The sequence below is a fragment of the Actinosynnema sp. NPDC004786 genome, from assembly GCF_053601135.1.
Genome location: NZ_JBSGBG010000020.1, coordinates 1 through 22,279 on the forward strand (window position 1 = coordinate 1; position 22,279 = coordinate 22,279).

17 protein-coding genes and 1 tRNA gene are annotated in these 22,279 nt (G+C 68.3%); all 18 read right to left on the bottom strand.

The window, feature by feature from the left end:
• A partial coding sequence (gene cas1 / locus ACWEFJ_RS19425; RefSeq protein ID WP_449714572.1) for a CRISPR-associated endonuclease Cas1 occupies positions 1 to 668 on the bottom strand: 668 nt, incomplete at its 3' end.
• 646 nt (positions 669 to 1,314) lie between these two features.
• Positions 1,315 to 2,187: a type I-C CRISPR-associated protein Cas7/Csd2 gene (cas7c, locus tag ACWEFJ_RS19430; RefSeq protein WP_449714573.1), complete on the bottom strand. Its 873-nt coding sequence runs from the start codon at positions 2,185 to 2,187 to the stop codon at positions 1,315 to 1,317.
• A gap of 25 nt (positions 2,188 to 2,212) precedes the next feature.
• On the bottom strand, positions 2,213 to 4,159 hold the full coding sequence (cas8c, locus tag ACWEFJ_RS19435; protein ID WP_449714574.1) for a type I-C CRISPR-associated protein Cas8c/Csd1: 1,947 nt from the start codon (positions 4,157 to 4,159) through the stop codon (positions 2,213 to 2,215).
• 3 nt (positions 4,160 to 4,162) lie between these two features.
• The gene (gene cas5c, locus ACWEFJ_RS19440) at positions 4,163 to 4,906 is read right to left on the bottom strand and encodes a type I-C CRISPR-associated protein Cas5c (RefSeq protein ID WP_449714575.1); all 744 of its coding nucleotides are present in this window, start codon (positions 4,904 to 4,906) and stop codon (positions 4,163 to 4,165) included.
• Positions 4,903 to 7,101 (bottom strand): CRISPR-associated helicase Cas3', encoded by a 2,199-nt coding sequence (gene cas3, locus ACWEFJ_RS19445; protein WP_449714576.1) that lies wholly within the window; start codon positions 7,099 to 7,101, stop codon positions 4,903 to 4,905. The genes cas5c and cas3 overlap by 4 nt, the downstream gene beginning before the upstream one ends.
• A gap of 936 nt (positions 7,102 to 8,037) precedes the next feature.
• Positions 8,038 to 8,337, bottom strand: a complete 300-nt coding sequence (locus ACWEFJ_RS19450) for a hypothetical protein (protein ID WP_449714577.1) — start codon at positions 8,335 to 8,337, stop codon at positions 8,038 to 8,040.
• Positions 8,338 to 8,420: 83 nt separating this feature from the next.
• Positions 8,421 to 8,744 (bottom strand): transposase domain-containing protein, encoded by a 324-nt coding sequence (locus ACWEFJ_RS19455; protein ID WP_449714578.1) that lies wholly within the window; start codon positions 8,742 to 8,744, stop codon positions 8,421 to 8,423.
• A 980-nt stretch (positions 8,745 to 9,724) separates the two neighbouring features.
• Positions 9,725 to 11,980, bottom strand: a complete 2,256-nt coding sequence (locus ACWEFJ_RS19460) for an ADP-ribosylglycohydrolase family protein (RefSeq protein ID WP_449714579.1) — start codon at positions 11,978 to 11,980, stop codon at positions 9,725 to 9,727.
• Entirely contained in the window at positions 11,967 to 12,707 is a 741-nt protein-coding gene (locus ACWEFJ_RS19465) for a DarT ssDNA thymidine ADP-ribosyltransferase family protein (protein ID WP_449714580.1), read from the bottom strand. Before ACWEFJ_RS19465 ends, ACWEFJ_RS19460 begins: the two co-directional genes overlap by 14 nt.
• Positions 12,704 to 14,095: a 3'-5' exonuclease gene (locus ACWEFJ_RS19470; RefSeq protein WP_449714581.1), complete on the bottom strand. Its 1,392-nt coding sequence runs from the start codon at positions 14,093 to 14,095 to the stop codon at positions 12,704 to 12,706. Before ACWEFJ_RS19470 ends, ACWEFJ_RS19465 begins: the two co-directional genes overlap by 4 nt.
• A gap of 318 nt (positions 14,096 to 14,413) precedes the next feature.
• The gene (locus ACWEFJ_RS19475; RefSeq protein WP_449714582.1) at positions 14,414 to 15,007 is read right to left on the bottom strand and encodes an IS110 family transposase; all 594 of its coding nucleotides are present in this window, start codon (positions 15,005 to 15,007) and stop codon (positions 14,414 to 14,416) included.
• A 696-nt stretch (positions 15,008 to 15,703) separates the two neighbouring features.
• Positions 15,704 to 15,777: transfer RNA gene (locus tag ACWEFJ_RS19480), tRNA-Pro, on the bottom strand.
• 190 nt (positions 15,778 to 15,967) lie between these two features.
• Positions 15,968 to 17,086, bottom strand: coding sequence for a sensor histidine kinase (locus ACWEFJ_RS19485; protein ID WP_449714583.1), 1,119 nt, complete (start codon positions 17,084 to 17,086; stop codon positions 15,968 to 15,970).
• The gene (locus tag ACWEFJ_RS19490; protein WP_449714584.1) at positions 17,083 to 17,739 is read right to left on the bottom strand and encodes a response regulator; all 657 of its coding nucleotides are present in this window, start codon (positions 17,737 to 17,739) and stop codon (positions 17,083 to 17,085) included. Before ACWEFJ_RS19490 ends, ACWEFJ_RS19485 begins: the two co-directional genes overlap by 4 nt.
• A 154-nt stretch (positions 17,740 to 17,893) precedes the next feature.
• Positions 17,894 to 19,300 carry a ribosome biogenesis GTPase Der gene (gene der / locus ACWEFJ_RS19495; protein ID WP_449714585.1) on the bottom strand — a complete coding sequence of 469 codons (1,407 nt, stop codon included), beginning with the start codon at positions 19,298 to 19,300 and terminating at the stop codon, positions 17,894 to 17,896.
• Positions 19,297 to 19,941 (bottom strand): lysophospholipid acyltransferase family protein, encoded by a 645-nt coding sequence (locus ACWEFJ_RS19500; protein WP_449714586.1) that lies wholly within the window; start codon positions 19,939 to 19,941, stop codon positions 19,297 to 19,299. The genes der and ACWEFJ_RS19500 overlap by 4 nt, the downstream gene beginning before the upstream one ends.
• Positions 19,938 to 20,666, bottom strand: a complete 729-nt coding sequence (gene cmk / locus ACWEFJ_RS19505) for a (d)CMP kinase (RefSeq protein WP_378091842.1) — start codon at positions 20,664 to 20,666, stop codon at positions 19,938 to 19,940. The genes ACWEFJ_RS19500 and cmk overlap by 4 nt, the downstream gene beginning before the upstream one ends.
• A 499-nt stretch (positions 20,667 to 21,165) precedes the next feature.
• Positions 21,166 to 22,275 carry a DUF1015 family protein gene (locus ACWEFJ_RS19510; RefSeq protein WP_449714587.1) on the bottom strand — a complete coding sequence of 370 codons (1,110 nt, stop codon included), beginning with the start codon at positions 22,273 to 22,275 and terminating at the stop codon, positions 21,166 to 21,168.
• Positions 22,276 to 22,279 lie beyond the last annotated feature (4 nt).

Sequence of the window (22,279 nt, forward strand, 5' to 3'; positions counted from 1 at the left end):
GGGTCGAGTCCGACTTGTTCGAGGGCGCCGTGGACCGAGACGCGGAGCATGCCGTAGCCGAAGGAGAGCAGACAGTTGACGGGGTCGGTGGGTGGACTGCGGGTTCGTCCGGTGGCGACGCCCAGGGCGAGTTGGTCGAGTCCCTGGAAGTAGTCGCGGGCCGCGCGGCCTTCGATGCCGAGCACTTCGGCGAGTGCGGTGGCGTCGGCGAGCTGGGTGAGGGCGGCGGCGTGGTTGTCGGAGATGTCCCTAAGCCGTGTCTGGCGGGAACCAGTGGCGTCGCGGGCGGCGCGGAGCAGGAGTTGGCGGTAGTTGTGCAGCTTGCCCGCGACGAACGCTTTGGCGAGGCTGAGTCGTGCGTGCGGGTTGTCGTGGGTGCGGACCTGGGCCAGGCGCAGGTGGGGGTTGCCGGTGTGGGGGCCGCTGGTGCGGGCGAGGAATCTGCCGTTGCGGGTCACCCAGGTGATGGAGCGGCCGTCGGCGGCGCAACGGTGCACGAGGTCGTCGGTGAGGGAGACGCCGTTACAGGCGACGATGTGGTCGAGCCGGACCAGCGGAAGGAGGTGCCGTCCGGGTTTGTCGGGGTGCGCGATGCGCAGGACGTCGCCGTCCAGGTACAGGCTCGTTCCCGGCGTGGTGGCGAACAGGGTCCGCAGGAGTTCAGTCACGCCAGTCTCCGCAGGGGCGCGGGGTGAACAGGTCTTGGTGTGGGGCTCGTGGTGCGTCGGGAAGCGCCAGCGCGCCGACCCTGTGTCCCCGTTGCGATCCTCGTAAGTCCCGGAGGGCTGACGCTGGCCACACGGCTGGCCGCCGGTCCGGCCGCGAGTCGGTGCGTTGCGATCCTCACCATTCCCGCAGGGCTGGTGCTGGCGGTCATCGACGCTTGTGTGCCGACGATGTCTTCGTTGCGATCCTCCCCGGTCCTGAAGGCTGGCGCTGCGCAAGGTCTACGACGGCCCGGTCAACGTGCTCGAAGGGTTGCGATCCTCGACAGCTCCCAGGGAACTGGCACCGCCTGGGGAGCCGTCGAGGTTCCCGTTAGTCTCGTAAGGCCGACGCTGCTCAAGCCAGGCGAGGTGGTCGCGGGCATTGATCTGGATGTTGCGATCCTCGTCAGCCCTTACAGGGCTGACGCTGCTTGCAATGCGCGCATAAATAATGTCAACGCGTCAATGTTGCCAAAGTGTTCGAATTGAGCTCCATTGCGATCCTCTCCAGCGTGGCGCTGCCGATTGCAAACCATACTCCGGCGATCACTCCTCACGGTTACGAGATCCAAGGTTTGCCTCTCAGCGAAAAAATCCAGGAAGACGGTTAGCCGACCAGTGAAGTAAGGGTTACACCGGCATGCCCGCTGTCGCTGATGTCGATTTTGTAGTCGTTGATGGTGCGGGGCGTGGTGTTGAGGGGTTTGGCGGTGATGCGGTTGAAGAGTTGGCTGGCGCGGGCGCGGCCGTAGGCGTCGTCGTGGGTGAAGATGTGGAGGCCTTTGACGTCCATTTCGCCGCGGCCGCTGGCGCGGTCGTGTTCGAAGAGGTTGGTGAGGGTTTGCCAGAGGACTGCGAGGTCTTCGGGGGTGACGCCGGTGTCGGTGCCGCGGGATGCGCTGTAGTGGAGGTGGGCGCGGTAGAGGCCGTAGTGGACGGTCCACTTGGTGCCCATTTCGGTGGATTCGCCGCCTTCGGTGATGTCTTTTTCGGTGGTCTGGGTGATGCGGGTGATGCCGTGGCCTTGGACGAGGACGCGGTCGATGGTGCGGGCGAACGTGAGTTGGAGGGGGCCGCGGATGCGTCCGGCGTTGCCGTTGCCGGTGCCGACGACGCCGCCGAACATGCGGATGTCGTAGAACTCGTTGCACAGCCACTGTTGGACGGTGCGGCGTTGGTCGGGGGTGGTCTTCTTGGTGACGGGGGTGTCGGTGGCGGTGAAGGCGCGGCCGATGTTGGTGTTCAGGGCGGTGTCGGCTTCGACGAAGATCTTGTAGCGGGGCTGGTCGGGGCGCAGGAGCGGGATCTGGTCGCGGATCTTGCGCTTGAGGCTGACGTCGGTGACGAGGCCTTGGCCGGTTTCGACGTCGACGCGGGGTTGGTTGCCGGCGTCGGGGTCGCCGTTGGGGTTGCCGTCGAGGACGTCGAAGAGCAGGACGGCGTCGTGGCGGCGGGTCGGGTCGAGGTGCGCTTCGGTCATGGTGTGCTCCCTGGTGTGGGTCGGGTCAGTTGTCGGTGGCGGGGATGAGGGCGGCGTCGGGTTCGGTGTCGCCGTTGTCGAGTCCCTCTTGGTTGGCTTGTCTGCGGGCGGCGGCGCTGGCGAAGTGGTGGTTGCGTTGGTCGGCGTAGCCGTTGAACCAGGCGCACTGTTGGGTGAGGTCGAGGGTGAGGGGCATGGGGTTGAGGCGTCCGCACAGTTCGTCGCGGAGTTTGGTGTAGGCCGTGGCCGCGGCGCCGCGGTCGCGGCCGTGCAGTTTCTTGAGGTGGGCTTGCGCGCCGCGGAGCAGGTCGGGCATGACCCGGGCGGGGCTGGTGGAGGCGGCGGCGAGGTAGCGGTCGGTGAGGGTGGTGTTGAGTTTCTTCCTGCCGTCGAGGGTGCTGGCGGCGTGTTGGAGGGATTCCAGGACGGCGAAGAGTCGTCCGGCCAGGTAGGCGGTGTCGTTGTTGCTGTCGTCGAGGGCCATCGGGATCGTCTTTCCGGGCTTGAGGGTGCGGATCGTCAGCAGGCGCAGCAGGGCGAGGCGGGGGTTGTCGATGCGTTTGTCGGCGCGGAAGCGTTGGACGAGATGGAAGGCCAGTGACTGCGGAAGTGGTGTGGTGTGCAGGGCGGCGGTGAGCAGGTCGCGTTGCGCGGACAGCGGGCGTCGGGCGCCGGGGTCTCCCAGTGGTAGGTAGGTGTTGGTGCGCGGGTCCCAGCGGCCCAGGGCGAGCAGGAGTCGGTGCAGGGAGAAGCGTTCGGGTCGGCCGGTCCAGGGGTCGATGACGGTATGCTGGGTGAACCAGGTCGCCACGGCGGCCTTGGCGGCGGGCAGGGGGACGTCGATCCAGTCGCGCAGGATCAGTCGGGTTTTGTTGGCGCTGACCGCGGCGGCGCAGAAGATGCCGGTGTCCACGCGTCCGGGTTCGCGTCCTTGTTTGGGGCTGTCGAGCATGGTGCCGACGGTCTTGACCAGGTGCCGTGGGTCGGGGCGTGTGGTGGTGGGGTCGTCGGGGGGTAGTTCGGCGAGCAGGCTGTCGATGGCGGCGGTGTCGGGGTCGAAGAGCAGTTCGATGGGTGCGGTGGTGCCGGGTTCGGTGTCGAGCAGCCACCAGGTCAGGGCGGTGTCGCCGATGCGTCGGGTGTGGTCGCGGCTGCGCAGCAGGTGGTCCAGCGCGGCGACGCTCCATTCGGCGCAGGTGGCGCAGACGGGTGCGTGGGTGAGTTGGGTGGTCAGCTCGTAGCCCATGGCGGGTTTGTTCATGCTGGCCAGGGTGACCGCGGAGGGTTGGGGGCGGTTCTTGCTGCGGCTGTCGGGGTCGTGGCCGAGGGCGGGGATGAGTCCGGCGGTGACCTGGCGGGGGAAGGTGTCGACCAGGCTGCCGGGCTCTCCGCAGACCAGGCACACGCCGGTGCCGCCGCTGCTCTTGCGGGCCTGTGCCACCCGCGTCCAGTACTCGGCCGCAGTCGCGGAGCGATGGACCGGGGCGCCGTCGACGCGAAACATGACCAGATCGCTCGCGTTGTACTTGGCGGGCTTGGCCAGGCGTTGTGGTCCGCCGGTGGCGAGGAACGCGCGCAACGCCTGGGCGGCGTGGTCATGGGGGTGCTCGTCGGCCCAGGCGGTGACCAGGTCGGTGAAGGCGTCGTGGCAGCGTCGGGCGCGTTCGGTGTCCTTGACGGGTGTGGTGCCTGTCTGGGGTGGTGGTGGGTCGGTCCACCCGAGGGCGTTTTTCAGGTCGTCGCAGGCGAGTTGGGGTTGGGTGCCGCTACCGGAGCGTTGGAGCTTGGGGACGAGTTCGCGTTTGCCGTTGCGCCGCGACGGTTCGTCGGGCACGGCGAGGTCGACCAACTCGCCCAGCGGTCGTCCTTTGTGGTCGAGGTCGAGCATCCAGCGCACGGAGCTCCAGGTGTGGAAGGGCAGGGGCATCTCGTCGCTGGTCTTGGCGAAGTCGCGCAGGCGTTTGAGGTACACCGCTCACCCCTGCTCGTGGTCGAGGTCGTGGTCAGCGGTGTCTTCACCGTGGGCGGTCTCGCCGAGGGCGGCGGCGTCGCGGGCCGGGTCGTGGATGCCGTCGGCGGGCACGCGGAGCACACCGGCGTGTAGTTGTGCGGTGAACCACAGCGACCGCGGGCTTCCGGTGGAGCGGTCGACGCGGAGCAGCATCACGCCCAGGTCTTCGTCGTGCGGCTCCGGTGTGACGCCGGGCTCGGGTGGGCCGAAGTCGCCGGCGGAGAACTCCCGGCAGCCCAGGTAGGGGTGGCTGAAGCTGGCACCCCGGGCGATGCGCCGCTGGAACTGCGACAGGTACTTGCCCAGTCCTTCGGTGGCGTGCGGGCGCAGCTGGATGTCGGCGTGGACGCGGTAGGCCACGTCGCGCAACGCCAGGGTGAACCGTTGGTCGCGGTCGGCGGTGACGTCGTAGTGGAAGTGCTCGCCCTGGCGGCGGATGGTCGACAAGCTGGGCGGGGTGGCGATCTCGTTGCGGCGGATGCGGAACCACTTGATCGGGCGCAGCACCTCGATGCGGCGCACGAGATAGTCGAACTCCGGCTTCCAGAAGATCGACTCCAGCACGCCGACTGCGGCGCTGGGGGTCATCATCGGGTAGCTGATCCGTTCGGCTTTGGACTCCGGCCGGGTGAAGCAGGCGAAGTCGCCGGAGATGTCCAGGACCACGGGTGCGTCCGTGGTCGCGGGCTTGAGTCGTGGTCTGCTCACAAGTCCTCCAAGGACCGGTCCGTGGCGGGGTCGTGGGTGGGGTCGATGCCGAGGTGCGGGTCGTAGGGGCCGTGCCACTGGTACAGGTCGCCGATCAGCGGCGTCAGCAACGTCTCGGGCATGCGGTCGGCGGTCCTGCGGGGCAGGGATGCCAGGAACGGTTGGAGGTGGCGCATCCGTTCGGGACCGACGGGGCGTCCCCGGCGCAGTGCTTCGATCACGCGGTCGGCTTTGGCCCGCAGATCGGAGTCGCCGGCGGGGGTGTAGTCGACGAAGACCGGCACACTGTTGTCGTCGATCATGCGGAACAACTCCGCGGTGCGGACGAAGTCCCAGTCCCGTCGCGCCGTCACCACCGCACGCCCGAGCGCCTCGGCACCCAGACTGGCGTAGAGGGCCGGGAAGTACCGTGCCAGGGCGGTCAGGTCGTCGGGCTCGGCTCGGCCCGGGCCGAAGCGCAGTCGGGTCTCGTGCAGCGGCACCTCGTAGGACGGCGGACGTCCCTGCTCACGCGGATCAAAGACAACCACGAGGCCGCCCTCGACACCGAGATGCCCCTCGCGGTTGCACCGCCCGGCCGCCTGCAACAGCGCCTCCGCCGGCGCCATCGCCCGATAGAGCACCGGAAAGTCCAGATCCACGCCGGCTTCGATCAGCTGTGTGGAGGCCACCAGAACCCGCGCGCCGTCGCGACCCTGAAGTCGACGGATGTCCTCGATGGTGTCGAGCCGGTGACGCGAACACATCCGGGTCGACAGATGCCGCAACTCCACCTCGGCCGCGATCACGCCCCGCTCCCGCAGCACCCGCCACCCCCGGTAGACTTCGCGGGCGTGGTCGGTGGTGTTGACCACCACCAGCGCCTGGCCCCGCTGCGCCGCCTGCCCCGCCACCTCGGTCAGCGTCGGCCTGCCCTGGCTCCACCAGTCGAAACGCACCCGCCGCAGCTGCCCGTACAGCTCGGCCGCGTCGTCGACGATGTCCACCGGTTCCACGCCGTCGAGCACGGGCAGATCCCAGAACTCCGGCTGGGTCGCCGAGGCCAACAGCACCGTGACACCGAAGTGCTCCACCAGCTGACGCAGCATCAACAGCACCGGCTCCAGCACGTGCACCGGGATCGCCTGCACCTCGTCCAGCACGATCACCGAGTTCGCCAACCGGTGCAGCTTGCGCATCCGACTCGGCTTGCGCTCGTGCAACGACTCGAACAGCTGCACCGTGGTGCTCACGATGAACTCGGCGTCCCAGTTCTCCGCCGCCAACCGCTGCCACCGCACCGACCGACCACGCCGCCCCCGCACCGTACGCCGCCGGACATCCTCCAGATCCACCGCGCTGTGGTGCTCCAACACCACCTGCCCCGTCCGCTCCGGATCGAGCAGATCCCGGTACACCTTCGCGTTCTGATCGGTCACCGACAGAAACGGCACCGCCACAACCACCCGACGCAGCCCGTGCCGCACGGCATGGTGCAACGCGAACCCTGCCATCGCATACGTCTTGCCCGACCCGGTCGGCGCACCGAGCCGGAAAAAGCCCCGCTCTCCCCCGGCGGCGGCCACCGCAGCCTCGTAGACGCGTTTGCGCACCTCGTCGACCGGCGAGGGCCTACGCATGGACACCTTCTCCACACGTCCCCGTTCGAAGCGATCCAGCAGCACCCCCATGCCCACCGGCACGCTCTCCACCGCGCCACCGGAACCCCGGAAGTGCGCCGCGGTATCGAGATAGTCGGCATCCACCAGTGCCGAGAACACCATCCGCAGCAGCATCTCCCCCGCCAGCAGGTCCTCACGCGTCCCCTCAGGCCACGTCGGACGCACGGCGCTGCGGAACTCGGGCATCGACCCGGTCAACCGCCGCACAGCCTCCGCCTCGGCCACCCGGTCCCGCTCCGGACTGCTCAGGAACCGGTGCAGATCCGCCGGACTGGTCAGGCCACCGTGATGGCCGTGCACAGCCATCACCCACCGCCACAAACCCAACCCGATCCCCCACCGCGCACCGGCAGCCTTGTGATCAATCCCCACCGGCCCACCCGCAGCCGCCGCGGACGCCAGGCCGCACTGCCACGCGACGGTCGCCTTACCCACGTCATGCAACAACCCCAACCACCAGGCCAGCACCCCGGCACCGAACGGCTCGGCGAAGCACTCGGCCCGCGCCGCGACAGCCCGCAGGTGCTCCTCCAACCCGTGCCACGTCCCGACACGGTTGGCGCTGTGCGCCCACAGACACCCATCACTCTCATCCGACGACACGCGTCAGGTACTACTCCGCGACACCGACAAAAACAGATGAAACCGAACCTTCCTCACGAAAACACCGGCAATCATCACCTGATAGGCGGGCAGGGTCGAACGCACGATCGACAATCGACGGCCACATAGACATGAACTCGCCAGTAACCGCAAATATCAGGTTTTACCTCGCTCAGCCGAAAGATCCTTTGACCAGAGCCGATGACAGGCGTACCAGGCCATGCGGGCGACACCCACCGTCGGCAACGATCACCCGCATGGCAGGTCGTCAACGCCGACCAAGTCCGAGAAAGACGATCGCCTTGCTGGTCCTGAGTTGGAGCCGACGTGTCACCGTTCCGGCCCGTTCAGTACGCGTCAGCCTGACCTCCCAGGTTCGAGCGTTAGTAGTGGTCAATCCAGTTCCACCTTCCTATAGCGAGTACGCCACGCGGATGCCGTGCCGTCCCGGCGCGCCAGCGTCAGGACCGCCGCAGCAGAGGCTAACTGACTTGTAGTTCTACTAGTGCCTCGCACTGCAAGCGGTACCCGATCGAGTGATCGTGACTACCGCAAACAAAACGGGTCGGACCACTCAAGGGTCCGACCCGTTCCAGGCACTCACAGTGCGCAGCCACTAGTAGTTGCGATTCTCGCCAGTCCCGAAGAACCAACGCTGGATCTGTACGACGACACCGACACCGGGGCCGACGCGTTGCGACCCCAACCTGCCCTGCAAAACCAGCACCTGCGACGCAAGCACGGCTTGCATCACAACAACCTACTGTTCCGATGCGCGCTACTCCCAGAGAGGCGCGCGTACACCTCGGCGTCGATGTTGCCGCAGGTTGCGCTCCCCGCCAGTTACGTACTCGACCACCCGCACCGTCACCGGATCCTTGCGCCGGTAGTGGTCTTCGGTAGCCACGATCTCCGACAGGTACGACCGTCGGGCAGCTCCCGCCGCACGGGCAACACGATGTTCGCCCGCACGCGCCACAACAGGTCCGCGCCGACCGCGGACGCGGCGCGCCACAACGGCAACCCCGCGAATCCCCGGTCGGCCATCAGCAGTTCTCCCTTGCCCAGGGCGGGGAACAGGTCCCGGGCCAGGGTGGACTCGGCCTTGGTGATCGGCCCCAACGTCGCGGCGGTCATCGCGTGCGTGCCGCATTCGGCCACCGCCACCCGACCTGCTCGAACAACGCCTTCAACGGTGCCGCGCCCAGCCTGACCCGGACCCGGGAGATCGCCGCAGTCGTGGGCACCCGCTACGGCTTCGACCACCGCGCCGCCCACGACACGCCCTCGGTTAGCAATCGGGCCACTTCCTCGTAGCCCTGACCGGTGAACAGACACATGGCCAGCACGAAGTAGACGACCACCCGCGGCGGCAGCAGCCGGTCACGCTGCCCCGCCCGCCCGGTCCCGGCGATCACCCGATCCACCAGCTCGGGCGGAAACGTCCTGGTCAACCCTGTTGGAGGCCGCCAGGTGGCCCAGTCGACGCTTTCTACTGTCAGGCCCGGCTCGTGCGCGACGACCCGCGCGCCAGCCTCAAGGTCGCGATCACCGAGGCGTTCGAGCCAGCCCACGGCGGCTACGGGCATCGGCGGATGCACGCGGTGCAGGTCCGCCTGCGCGGCTTACGCGGCCCTGGAGGGCCGGTGCTGGCTGCTCGTCGGTCGCGGCCAGGACCAGGTGGTAGGCGTTGCGATCCTCACCAGCCCCGGAGGGCCAGCGCTGGGACCAGTGGAGCAAGGAACACGTACTCCGGTTCACGGTTGCGATCCTCGCTGGCCCCGGAGGGCCGGCGCTGGCTCCGCTGGACCGAGATCGGGCGTACGCCGCGACGTTGCGATCCTCGCAGGCCCTCCGGAAGGCCAGTGCTGGCAGCAGCGTCACGTCCGCTAGGCGGAAAACAACGTCTAATTATGATCTTCGTCGGCTCCGAAGAACTGGCGCTCGGGTAGTTGCCGGTCGCGTCCCCAGTACAACTTGATCTTGTTGCAGTACTCGCCAGCTTCGGATGCGGGGCGCGCCCTTCGGACCGTTGCAATCCTCGCTGCCCCAGAGGCTGACACTGCTCCGTGGTATTGCCGCATCCGGTGAAACCAACGCCGTTGCGATCCTCGCCAACCCCAAATGACTGGCGCGGCCGACCAGGTGGTGGCCGTGGCTGTTGCTGGCCTCATTGGAATCCCCGCCAGTCCTGGAGGGCTGGCGCTGTTTGGCGCGCCGCCGGTCGCGGCGCTGTGCGACACGGTGTTGCGATCCTCACCAGCCCTGAGGCTAGCCGCTGCCGGACCAACCCGCAGGGCTTCTACACGAAGCTTCAGTTGCGATCCTCGCCAGTCTCGGAAGGCCAGCGCTGGAACCCCGAGCACCCGCGAGCCGTCACGCTGCCGTAGTTGCGATCCTCGCTGGCCTGTGAGTGCCAGCGCTGCGTTCACGTCGACGCTTGTCTACCCCGACGAGGGCTCGAGCATCGACCGACTGGTTGCCACAGGACCGTTGGCCACACTGAGAAGCTGGTCGTGAGCCAGTCTTTCATCATTTCTGACTTGCCCCGGCATTAGCCCACCAGTCCGAACTCTGCCAGAATCGCTGGCTTTTTTCGGAGAATTTCCTCAAGATCATTTGAGGACCACACGCCGATACTCATCGGATACTGATCCTGATTGTACTTCTCTACCCACTTTACGGCGGCACGCGTCAATGATCCAGTAGTGGCAATGATCAGGCGATCGATCGATCCGCTGTCGACGCGGAATAGCTTCGCATTTACGAGATGTTCAATCTCGGCCAGACCGACCGGCCGATTAGGCGAGTGCTTCGCCTGGAAAATCACCAGTTGCGCAGAGTCAGCAGCGTTATCATTCGCTTGCATATAAGCGTATCCATCGACGCCAACGTCAGGGCCGTGTTCAGGCTCCGAGCGATCCACTCGTTCATATGCCTCCGACTGTTCTAGCACCCGCACCAGGAGGCGCTCAAAGTCTCTTGCGTCGATTCGGTCCCAGAACACCTTCTGCGGTCGTTCTACGGTGATACCCACTTGGCTGACAAGCACCCGTCGACCGTCAGGGTCTGTTACCTCGATGGTTTCACCATGACGGTTGGAGGCGACCTCAAGTCCCACGCGTCGGAGTGCTTCTGACAGATTGTCCACCGCGATGCGGATCGTCAATCCCGAGCTTCCTACAGGATCGTTTGGTTGTGCCTGGCGAAGCACAATTTCTGAACTAACCTCAGCAAAGTTTCCGCGCGCTCGGATGTCATCGCCGATGAGCCGAGCATAGAAATCTACGGTCTGAGTTAGTCGCTTTACATCGAGGACTACGCCAGCCCCAACACGAAGAGGTGCGACGTCATCCACCGATTCCACCGTCGTAGAATCTTCGATCTTTAGCCCGAGATCTTTCCGATGCTGCCCCTCTTTGTGAACACTTGAATGTGCAGCGCCTTGTTGTTCCGTTCTAGCAACTTCCCGAAGAAAGGGGGGCGTAGTCGGGTTCGCCCGGCGGTCAACCAATACGGTTTGACCGTCGTCGAGAAGGAGTCGAGTGCGCCAGACCTCATTGGAAAGGTCTTCCACATCTCGAACGAAGTATTTACGGCCATCGGGAAACTCACCCTCCCGAACCGGCGTATCCAGCAGGCTTTCCAAAAGTGCATGACGCAACACGGAAGGCTGACGGCTCGGCCATTTCAAATTTTTGCCCGCCCGTGAAACCACACTTTCGGCGACGCTGCCAATATAGTCCACATCCTGCACAGCGTGTAGCGATTCTCCAAGCCATTGCGTGCCGTGCAGTGCCCCGAGTATAGCTGCAGTAAGTGAGGCCAACGTATCCGTGTCGCCTCTGCGGAGATAGGCTGCCGATACCAGTCCACCTTGTGGACGTGCAGCAAATCTGCTTGCGAGGTAGATCGCCGCAACGGCTGATATTGTTCCGGAACCGTTGACCTTAGGGTCGGTGCAACCAAGCTGTTCCAGTGTTGAATTAGGGTTACTCATTGCGCCACGACCCAAGGACTGCGCAATATTGTCAAGAAGCCGTACTACCTCCTCATTTGTATGCTGCCATGTGTTTGCAAAAAAATCAAGCTGCTGGGCAGTGCCCCAGTCCGAAGGCAGCATCGGGAGCACTTGTTCGACATCTATCAAGCCTGCCGTTGCGGCGCCGACACTGTCGCCAAATCCGTGTGTATCAACTGAAGTCGCGGCATGGCGAAGCGCAAAGGCGTAGACAAGCGCACCGACTAGTGCTCGGGGGTGTCCATGGGTCGCAATCCCGTCACGCACTACCCGTCGGACTAGATCTTCGGGTCCGTCGGCCCACAACACGTGCGGGGCAATACGCATTGCGACGCCGTTGGCACCGGCTTTCCTGTAACGCTCCTCCGCACTTCGCGTGCGAACGGAATTGCTGTGCCATGGAGGGCGCCCTTCGGACCAGGACGCGGCGGCCCTAAGAACCGCGCCTCCGCCGCCACGCTGGTACAAGGGCCAGGTCGGAAGTTCAACCTCGGTGAGACGTTGCCACCACTGGTCGCCCGCAAGGCAGCACCTTGCGGAGACAAGTAGCAACTGAGTGTCGTCGCTGTACTCACCCGCGCGGACCGGATCTCGGTAACGGCGTGTGTAGTGGCCGGCGTTGCGGACCCAGGTTCGAAATTCGGGTCGAGGGGTAGCACGATCGCGCTCCTTCTGACCTCCGACAAGTCCGCCCTTGACCTCCTGAGGCCAACCCAAGGCGTCGCCGACCGCTGCACCGAGGAAGATGCCTCGCGCGGTACGCCTCAACGTTTCATCAATCGGGGTCATGAGATTCAACCTGTTGTGAGGGAGATGACCACACGGCCTCAGCGAGGCCGTGCCCGAGTCGAACGGCGTTAGCGATCGCAATCTTGTCGAACATGCTCGGTGAGATGATCCACTGCACCTGGTCGGGTGGGAGCATCCCGAATCGGTCTAACCGTCCGTACTCCTCTTCGGCCGCCGCAGCAGTGGGGAACACGATCCCATGGATGGCGGATAACGGCACAGGGGCGGTCACGAGCACTTCAGCTTGCACGTCCGTCGGACAGCGCGGATCATGCCGGGGACCGCGGGTGCGCGTCTGTCCACCTTGGCCAGGAACCGACGGGGCGTAACAGGCTCGCAGACCTGCCGCACCTGGAACCGGGCGTGCCCCGGTAGCTGCAGCATTCCGCGGTGAGAACAGCGTTCCCTCGGTCGCAACGAGCCCTTTGTCCAGCACGAGGCAGATCCAATCGGGATAGTTGATCACGTCGTGCTTCCGGCGGGCGATGTCGAAGTAGTAGCCGTTGGGGTACTGGATGCTGCAGCACACTTTGTCGTGGTAGCCATCCAGGCGCTGCAGGTCGGTGGCCCGATAGCAGGCCCGGACGTCATCCTTGAGGTCTTTGACGCTCCTCAGCTCTCCGTCAGCGACGATGCTCGGCAGGTTGAGCGACGGCGTGAAGTGAGTGAGTCGCGTGAACGGCAGCGCGCTGAGCGCGGCAGCAACTTCGATGTTCGTGTCGGTCACGTCGTCACCTCGTAGAGGCCGGAGTTTGCGGCGGGGAGCAGCGGCGTCAAGCCCCCGCTGTGGGTGATGATCAGCTCGTCGCAGGCCCTGGTCACCCCGACGTAAAGCAGACGGCTCTCGCGGCTTGCAGCCTCCTCGAAGCCGAATGCAGCCACAGTGTCACCATCCGGGCATCGGTTCGCGCCGCAGAAGGGGAGGAACACAACATCGAATTCGAGGCCTTTGGCGGAGTGGTAGGTGCCGGCATAGATGCCCGCGCTGATCTCCCACTTCTGCATGTTGTCGTGCAGCATGCGGACCCCCTTGATGCCAGCGACAGCTTGGCGCGCTTCGGCTCTGGTCCTCGCGAGCACGCCGACGCGTGCGAACTTGCCGAAGTCGGCGGCGTTGGTGGCCACGCCAGCCGCTTCGGCCGCTGGCGATGAGTAGCGGACGAGCGTGGGCTTCGCTCCGGCAGCACGCTGCGGGGCGCGAGGCTCGACGAGGTCGGCCGAGTCCTTGAAGTGAGGCATGTCCGCCATCGCGATCGCGAGGCGAGCGATCTCCGGGCTGTTGCGGTAGTTGTCGAGGAAGAGTTCCGCCTTCGCGACGGTCAACCCGCAGGAGCGCCAGGACACGCGCTGTCCGTAGATCTGCTGCGCGTAGTCCGCGAAAAGCGTCAAGCTACCGTCTTCCGGGATGGCTTCAGCCAGGGAGCGGATCGCCTCCGGTGACAGGTCCTGCGCTTCGTCGACCACGATATGCTTGTACAGGCGGGCGTCCGTGTCTACGGCAAGGGCAGCGCGGACGACCGTTGGAAGGCCAGCCCAGTCATAGGGGCGTCCTCCTGCACGGCGCGCCTTCAAGTAGTTTTCACGGATGGCCCAAACAGCTTGCCGCTGCCCCTGCTGGAGCGGTGCCATTCTGCCGGTGCGCTTCACCTCAAGGTAGTCCTGCACTGTGGTGAGACCGTGGCCATCAATCCACTCGAGTTCATCGAGGAAGAAGTCGGTAGCGCGCTCGAAGAACGTGTACGGCGGCCTGTAGCCAGCCATGGTGGCCTTGACGGCCTGCTCGACGAAGTGTCGCCGCACGTCAGGGGTGGCGATTTGGTTGTAGCCCATCAAGCCTTGAGCGGCCAGATAACCGCGGGAGAATTTGCCGTACGTCTCAATGGTAACGCCCGGCAATCGGGCCGCCAGGTGGCGCAAGTACGTGACCAACGAGTTGTTGTACGTCAGCAACAACGTCGGCCCGTGGTTCCGCGTGCGAGTGTCAGCGAGGTGCGCGGCACGGTGGATCGCCATCACGGTCTTACCCGTGCCAGCGGTACCGAGGACTACTTGATGGCCGCGGGCCGGCAGATAGACGACGTCACGCTGGTGCCCCTTCGGCGCGGGCAAGTTCACTTGTGGCTCCCTGTAGATCACCGGCGGCTGGGAGAGCCACGGACGTGGCACCGCCGAGAGGCCGCCAACTCTACATCGCGTACAGCATGATGGCGACCCACGAGTCGGTGGAGGCGGCGGCTCCCATCTCGCGGGGCATGGACAACGAGGACGGCAAGGAGCGTCCCCCTTTACCTTCTTCGTAGTTCCTGATCAAGGAGTCGTGGTAGCCGGGTCCGGCGTGACCGACGTCCCCAGTCGAAGGCATGATCCGGGGGTGGTGCCACCGGACACGGTGGCGCCGTCGGACCGCTGGTAGACCTCCGATCTTGCTCACTGTCAAGCCGCAGCCCCGGTTGGGGTGTCGAGCTGGGCGTCGAATGCCTTGATCGGGTCCGTAGGTCTGGCCGCCTGGAGGCAGTGGTGGAGCTGTCCGAGGAAGCGGTCGAACAGGCGTCGATGCCGCGTTGGCGACCGGCACGGCGCAGGTCCGCGACGATGCGCGACCTTGGTGATCTTCGCGGCAGCGGCGGGTGTCGGTGCCAGCGCCAAGACCACGCGCGCTTCGGAACTAGCGAGGTCGGTGGCGCCGCCCTTGGCGAACGCGGCGAGGAACCCAGGGTAGTACTCGCGCAGCACGGCGCGAAGTTCCTGCGTGGCGCGGGATCGCCGCCAGATGGCGTCCTGGATTGCGCGGGACAGCACCACGACGGCCTGGGCGAGCTCGCTGTCGGCGAGCAGCGGCCGGTGGGCGTGGGCGTCGGTGCGCAGGATGTTCGCCAAGATCATGGCGTCGACGTGGTCGGATTTCTTGCGCGAGACGCTGCGTCGTCCGCGGTAGCGGGCCACCGCCATCGGGATGATCGAGTAGGCCTGTCGCGCGGTCTGTCGCAGGCCGGCGACCAGCAGGCCGCGTGGAGTCTCGATCGCCACCAGGATTCGGGTGCGGTCGCGGCGTCACCGGCGTCGGCGAGCATGGCCAGCAGCTCGGCGAAGCCGTCAGCCGAGTCGTCGATGCGACACCAGGACACCAGGACACCATGGGCGTCGACCAGGGCGACGTCGCGGTGGTCCTCGGCCCAGTCGATCCCGCAAGAACACCTTCACCCTGAACTTTCCCTCGACTGACTGTTGGTGCTTGTCAGAACCCATGGCGAGAACCATCCGGCGGTGACATGGACGTCGTCCACAGGCGTCACCGGGGTTGCTCGACGTGGCAGTCGAACGTGCCGATGTGCCGTAGTGCGCGGCCGCAGTGCCATGCCGTCGCCATCACGGTGATCGCAGGGCGCGTGCGGCCCCGCGGTCTGCTTCCGATCGCGTCGGTTCAGGTCACCAGGCGGCGATATCAGCAGGTCAGGACGTGTTCAGGACGCTCGGCGCACGGTGGACGCGGTTAACCCCAAATGGGTGGCGTTTGGCGTCGGTTGGCCGATTTCACCCATTCGGCACGACCCTATTTGGCGTTGGTCAAAGATCTGGAGCGGTCCGCTCCTGATTTCGCTCCTAAACAGCGTTCACCAAGATCGCGAAGTTACCGTTTCGTGACCGAACGAAGATCGACACCAGGGCACGAAAAAGCCCGCTGACCTGGACAAACATCCAGATCGAGCGGGCTTCTCCAGACCGTCGGGACGACAGGATTTGAACCTGCGACCCCTTGACCCCCAGTCAAGTGCGCTACCAAACTGCGCCACGTCCCGGCCGCGCCCCGTGGTGCGGGGTGCGGCGATAGCTTAGCGCACGCGTGGTGGGGGGTGGAGGTGGGGGGTGCTTCGGGAGGAGAGGGCGGTCTAGCTGCGGGAAGGGTTGGGGTCCGCGGTGGTGCGGACCCCTCGTTCCCCTCCTCGGTGAGCCGGCGGACGTTCCCCCGGTCGGCGGGCTCGGGGGCAACTATGCGGTCGTCGGGTTTCGGGGGCTACCGCCGAAAGTCGAGTCTTCTTTGTCAACTTTTGGCAGACCCGTCGGTAGCTTGGCGTGGACGGCGAAGCCGCCGTCCGGGCGGGCGGTGGTGGTCAGGGTTCCGCCGGCTTGGGTCACCCGCTCCTTGAGGCCGTGCAGGCCGTGGCCGCCTTGGTCCGGTGGTGGGGTGGGGAGCGTTGGAGGGCCGTTCACGATCGAAACGCGCAGGGTTCCGTCCCGGCTGGACAGTGTGATGTGGACGGTGGCGCCCGGGGCGTGCTTGGCGACGTTGGTCAATGCCTCCTGGATCACGCGGTACGCGGCGCGGCCGGTGGGTGGGGGTGGTGGGTGGCCGCTGTGGTCTTCGCAGGTCACGGTCAGGCCGGCGGATCTCGCGCGGTCGATCAGGGCGGTGATGCCGTCGAGGCCCGGGGTCGGTTCGGTGGTGAGGAGGCCCAGGGCGGCGCGCATCTCGGCCAGTGCCTCCTTGGCCAGCGACCTCAGGCGCAGGGCCGTGTCCTTGGTCTTCTGCTCGTCCGTGGTGGCGGCGAGGGCCGCGGCTTCGACGGCGATCAGGGTGGCGTGGTGGCCGACCGCGTCGTGGATCTCGCGGGCGATGCGGGCGCGTTCGGCGGCTCGGGCACCGGCTTCGCGTGCCTCCAGCTCGGCCGTCCTGGCGCGGGAGGCCTCGGTGAGGCTCGCGGTCAGGTCGCGCCTCGTCGTGATCAGCGCTCCGAGGGCGGTGGGGGCTCCGGCCATGAACAGGCTGAACGCGAACGTCAGCAGGGCGGCTCCGGGTGGCAGGCGCTGGGTGGTCACGACCAGGGTGGACGGCAGGACCGTGGCGAGGGCCACCCAGGTGATCATCGCGGGCACCGGGCACTTGCGGCCCACCCGGTACAGCGCGACGACGGTCGGCGGCCAGCCCAGGCCGCCGACCAGGCCGGGCAGGGACGTCAGGGCGACGAGCCGGGGCCATCGGCGGCGCAGGGGTAGCACCGCGCACGCGGCGAGCGCGGTGGGGATCGACCACGCGTACGGGACGTGGTCGGCGAGCAGGACCATGGCCGCGGGCACGACGACGGCCAGCAGTTCGACCAGCGCGGTCACCACGTGTCCACCTGGTGGGCGACGAGGGCGGCTTGGACGCGGTTCTCCACGCCGAGCTTCGTGAGCACCGTGGACACGTAGCTCTTGACCGTGGCCTCGCTCAGCCCGAGCGCGGTGGCGATGGCGCTGTTCGGCTGCCCGTTCGCCAGCAGTTCGAGCACCTGCCGCTCTCGCGCGCTCAGGGTGGCGAGCTGGGCGTTCCCGCGCAGCCTCGACGGCCGCAGCTTCGGCAGCAGCCGGGCGGTGATCCGGGGGTCCAGGACCGCTCCCCCGGCGGCCAGGTCGAGCACGGCGCGCACCAGGGCGTCCGGCTCGGCGTCCTTGAGCAGGAAGCCCTGGGCGCCGAGTTCCAGCGCCGCGGCCACGTAGTCGTCCAGGTCGAACGTCGTCAGCACGGCGAGCGCGGGCGGGTCGGGCCAGGCGAGCATGGCGCGCATCGCGGCGAGGCCGTCCATGCCGGGCATCTGCACGTCGACCAGCGCCACGTCGGGACGGTGCCGGCGCACGACCTCCAGCAGGCCGGCGCCGTCCGCGGCCTCGGCCACGACCTCGACCCGGCCGTCCGCCTCCAGCAGCACCCTGAGGCCCCGACGGAGCAGCGCTTCGTCGTCGGCTAGCACCAATCGGACCGGCACCACGCCAGGCAACCGCATTCGGCCTGGCGGAGCAACCGGTCAACTCGCGGATCGGACCGGACCGGACCCAAGCCGACCAACCCGGGGCAGGCGGGGCGTCGGTCGGAACGCGGGTCGAGCCGCAGGCCGGTCCGCGGGCCGCGTCACGGGTCGGTCGGCGGTCGGGTCCGGGTCACTTCTTGGGGCGCTTCTCCCGCACCCGCACGGAGATCCGCACCGGGCTGCCCTGGAAGCCGAACTCCTCGCGCAGCTTGCGCTCGATGAACCGGCGGTAGCCCGCCTCCAGGAAACCGGTGGTGAACAGCACGAACGTCGGCGGCCTCGTCCCGGCCTGGGTGGCGAACAGGACCTTCGGCTGCTTGCCGCCGCGCACGGGCGGCGGGGTGGCGGCGATGAGGTCGGTCAGCCACGAGTTCAGCCGACCGGTCGGCACGCGGGTGTCCCACGAGTTCAAGGCGGTCCGCAGGGCGGGCGCGAGCTTGCGCACGGCACGTCCCGTCAACGCGGAGATGTTCACCCGCTCCGCCCACGGCACCCGGACGAGCCCGCGTTCCAGCTCGCGCACCATGGCGTGACGCCGGTCCTCGTCCACGAGGTCCCACTTGTTGAACGCCAGCACGCACGCCCGGCCCGACTCCACGACCATGGTCAGCACCCGCAGGTCCTGCTCGCTGATCGGCTCGGACGCGTCCAGCAGCACGATCGCGACCTCGGCGGACTCGATCGCGGCCTTGGTGCGCAGCGACGCGTAGTACTCCGCGCCGGAGGCGAAGTTGACCCGCTTGCGCAGGCCGGCGGTGTCGACGAACCGCCACAGCTCGTCGTCCAGCTCGACCAGGGAGTCGACGGGGTCGACGGTGGTGCCCGCGACGTCGTGCACGACGGACCGGTTCTCGCCGGTCAGGCGGTTGAGCAGGGACGACTTGCCGACGTTGGGCCGGCCGACGAGCGCCACCCGGCGCGGTCCGCCGCGGACGGCCTCGAACGTCTCGCGCGGCGTCTCCGGCAGGGCCTTGAGGATGGCGTCGAGCATGTCGCCGGAGCCGCGGCCGTGCAGGCCGGACACCGGGATGGGCTCGCCGAGGCCGAGCGACCACAGCGCCGCGACCTCGGCCACCAGCCGCTCGTCGTCGACCTTGTTCGCGACCAGCAGCACGGGTCGCTTGGACCGGCGCAGCAGCTTGACCGCGGCCTCGTCGGTGGTGGTCGCGCCGACGGTGGCGTCGACCACGAACAGGATCGCGTCGGCGGTGGCCATGGCGAGTTCGGCCTGGGCGGCGACCGAGGCCATCATGCCGGTGGCGTCGGGCTCCCAGCCGCCGGTGTCGACCACGGTGAACTTGCGGCCATTCCAGAGCGCGTCGTAGGCGACGCGGTCGCGGGTCACGCCGGGCACGTCCTGCACGACCGCTTCGCGGCGGCCGATGATGCGGTTGACCAGCGTCGACTTGCCGACGTTCGGCCGGCCCACGACGGCCAGCACGGGCATCGGCGGCGCGGCGGCCTCCTCGTCCTGGGCCGTGTCCTCGAACGCGGTCCAGTCGGACTCGTCCGCCCAGGTGCCGTCCAAGTCCGTCATCGTGCTTCTCCTCGCTGGCTGTCGAGCTCGGCCACCAGCGTGGCCAAGCGGTCGCGGACCTGCTCGGTGGCCTTGACGAGCGCCTGGCGACCCTTGTCGCCGGGCAGCTCGAACGGCTCACCCACGAGCACGTCCACCACGGGCCGGAACCTCCGTCGGGTCCCGGCCGGGCGCAGGGTGCCCCGGCACGCGACGGGCACGACGACCGCGCCGGTCGTGCGGGCGAGCCAGGCCGCGCCGGCCTGGGCCTGCGCCACGTCGCCCGTGCCGCGCGTGCCCTCGGGGAACACGCCGACCACGCCGCCCGCCCGCAGCACCCGTTGGGCGGCGAGCAGCGGCGCGCGGTCGGGCTCGCCGCGCCGCACGGCCAGTTGGCCGATCTTGCGCAGCAGCGTGCCCACCACGCCCTTGAACATCTCCTGCTTGATCAAGAACACCACACGCCGGGGCAGGACGCCGAACAATATCGGTCCGTCCACCATCGAGCTGTGGTTGGCCACGACGACCACCGGGCCTCTCGACGGCACCCGCGACACGCCGCGCGCCCGGACGCGGAACGGCATCCGGAAGGGTCGGCGGGCGATCCAGCGGCCGACGTCGTGCAGCCAGGTCAGCGACCCCTCGGGGAGCTGGTCGGTCACCCGCGCACCCGTCCGCTCGGCTGGGCCAGCAGACCGCGGGCGTCGACCAGGTCCAGCAACGCGGTCAGCGTGCCGGGGAGGTCGAGCGACGTGGTGTCGAGCACGATCGCGTCCTCGGCGGCGCGCAGCGGCGACACGGCGCGGGACGAGTCGTAGGCGTCGCGCCGCTGCACGTCGGCGAGCGTGGCGTCCAGCGTGGACGCGCGGCCGGAGTCGTTGTCCTGCCTGGCGCGGCGCAGGGCGCGGGCCTCGGCGTCGGCGGTCAGGTAGACCTTGAGCGGCGCGTCGGGCACGACGACGGTGCCGATGTCGCGGCCTTCGACCACGATGCCGCCCGCCTCGTCGACCGCTTCGGCGATGATCCGGCGCTGCTCGGCGACCAGCAGCTCGCGCACGGCGGGCACGGCCGACACCGGGGACACGGCCAGCGTCACCTCGGGGCCGCGGATCTCCGCGCCGACGTCGTCGCCGTCGAGGGAGGTGGTGGAGCGCTCCGGGTCGGTGCCCTGGACCACCAGGGCCGCGTCCGCGACCTCGGCGACCTTGACGTCGTCGGTGGGGTCGACGCCGGCGCGCAGCACGGCCAGCGTCACCGCCCGGTACATCGCGCCGGTGTCGAGGTAGCGCGCGCCGAGGGTGGCCGCGAGCCGGCGCGCTGCGGAGGACTTGCCGGTGCCGGAGGGCCCGTCGAGGGCCACCACGCCACGCAGCTCACCGTGTCCCACGGGGTTTTCCTCCTCAACGCGACGACGGTCGTCAACCTCCAATTGTGCCTGGTGCGGCCCGTCACACCCGCATCAGGTGGCCGGTGGCCGCCGGAACGTCCGTTCGAGGCGGGTTGCGCCGTCCGGGTTCGGTTCGCCGCGGGCCGGTGGACGGTGCGGGCGGTGGGCGGGTGATCTTGCGGCTGCGCCCCGGGACGGGCCTCGCGGCGGGTGCCGGGCCACGCTGCGCAGGCGTCCCCGCCCAGGGGACCCCATGCTTTTATCCTGCCGGCCCGGGCGGACGGTTCGGGGGCACGGAGGGGCGGCCTGTGGACAACTCCCGACGGCCGAGAGCCGTGCCCGTTCGCGGGGCCTCGGTCCGGAACCCGCGTGGGCGCTCGGCTCGGAAGCCGGCGGGCCGGGGTTCGAGCCCGGCGGGCTCCGGTTCGGAACCTGGCCGGCCCGGGAACCACGCCGGCCCCGGTTCGGCGACCGTCCGGTCCCGGTCCCCCGGCGGCGGTCAGTCCAGGTCGGCCAGCAGCAGGCCGCTGCGCGGCTTGGGGGTGAAGTAGGTGCTCTTGCGCGGCATCCGGCCGCCCGCGGCGTGGACGGCCAGCACGTCCGCCGGCGGCACGGGGGCGATCAGCAGGACGGCGTCCACCGAGGCCGGGTCGGGCAGGTCGCCGGTGACCGGCCGCACGTGCGGGCTCTCCGGGTCCAGCCCGAGCGCCTCGTCCAGCAGCACGTCCTCGACGCAGGCGTGGTCCACGCCGGCGGACGGCAGGTCGACGCGGACCGCGTCCGGCCCCGCCACCACGACCACGGCCCCGGGTGACGGCGGGGTGCCAGCCTCGACCGGGGTCACCGCGAGCCCGAGCCCCCGCCACGCGGCCGTCATGTCGGCCAGGGTCAGGCCGGTGCCGGCGACGGCCCGGTGGATCGGCCCCACCCTCAGGTCCGGACCCGCCGTGACCAGGGCCAGCAGGCCCGGCAGGCCGGCCGACGCGGCGACCCGGTGGTTGCCGTCGGCGACCATCAGCGGGTGCTCGCCCGCGGCGGCCAGCAGGGCCTCCTGCCGTTCGCCCGGCCCGACCAGCCACAGCCAGTGCCGCCGCCCGCCCGGGTCGACGACGGACGCGGCCGGTTCGTCGTCCACCTCGGCGACCAACCGCGTCAGCCGCACCTCGCGGGCCACCGGCACCAGCATCGCGGCGCTCGTCACGCAGCCCAGGGCGGTCAGCACGCGGGCGCGTTCGGCGACCACGTCCGGGTAGACCTCCTCGGTGTGGCCGACCTCCGCCGGGTCCACCATGCACAACAGCCCGTAGGCGGTGCCGTCGGGGCCGTCCACCCGATAGGGGGCGACCACGTCGTGCACCTCCCGGTAGGCGGTCCGCCGCAGGCGGGCCAGCTCGGCGACGGCGTGCGGCAGGGCGTCGAGCAGGCCCTGGCCGGCGGCGAGCGCGGCGGGCGTCCGGTGGGGGTGCTGCACGGCGAGCAACGTGCCCGGACGGGCGCGGGCCAGTGCGGTGACGATCCGCTCCGGTTCGGCGAACTCGTCCACGTCCGGACCGGGCACGCGGTCGCGAACCACCCATCCGCGACGGATCGCCCGAACACGTGTACCCATTCGT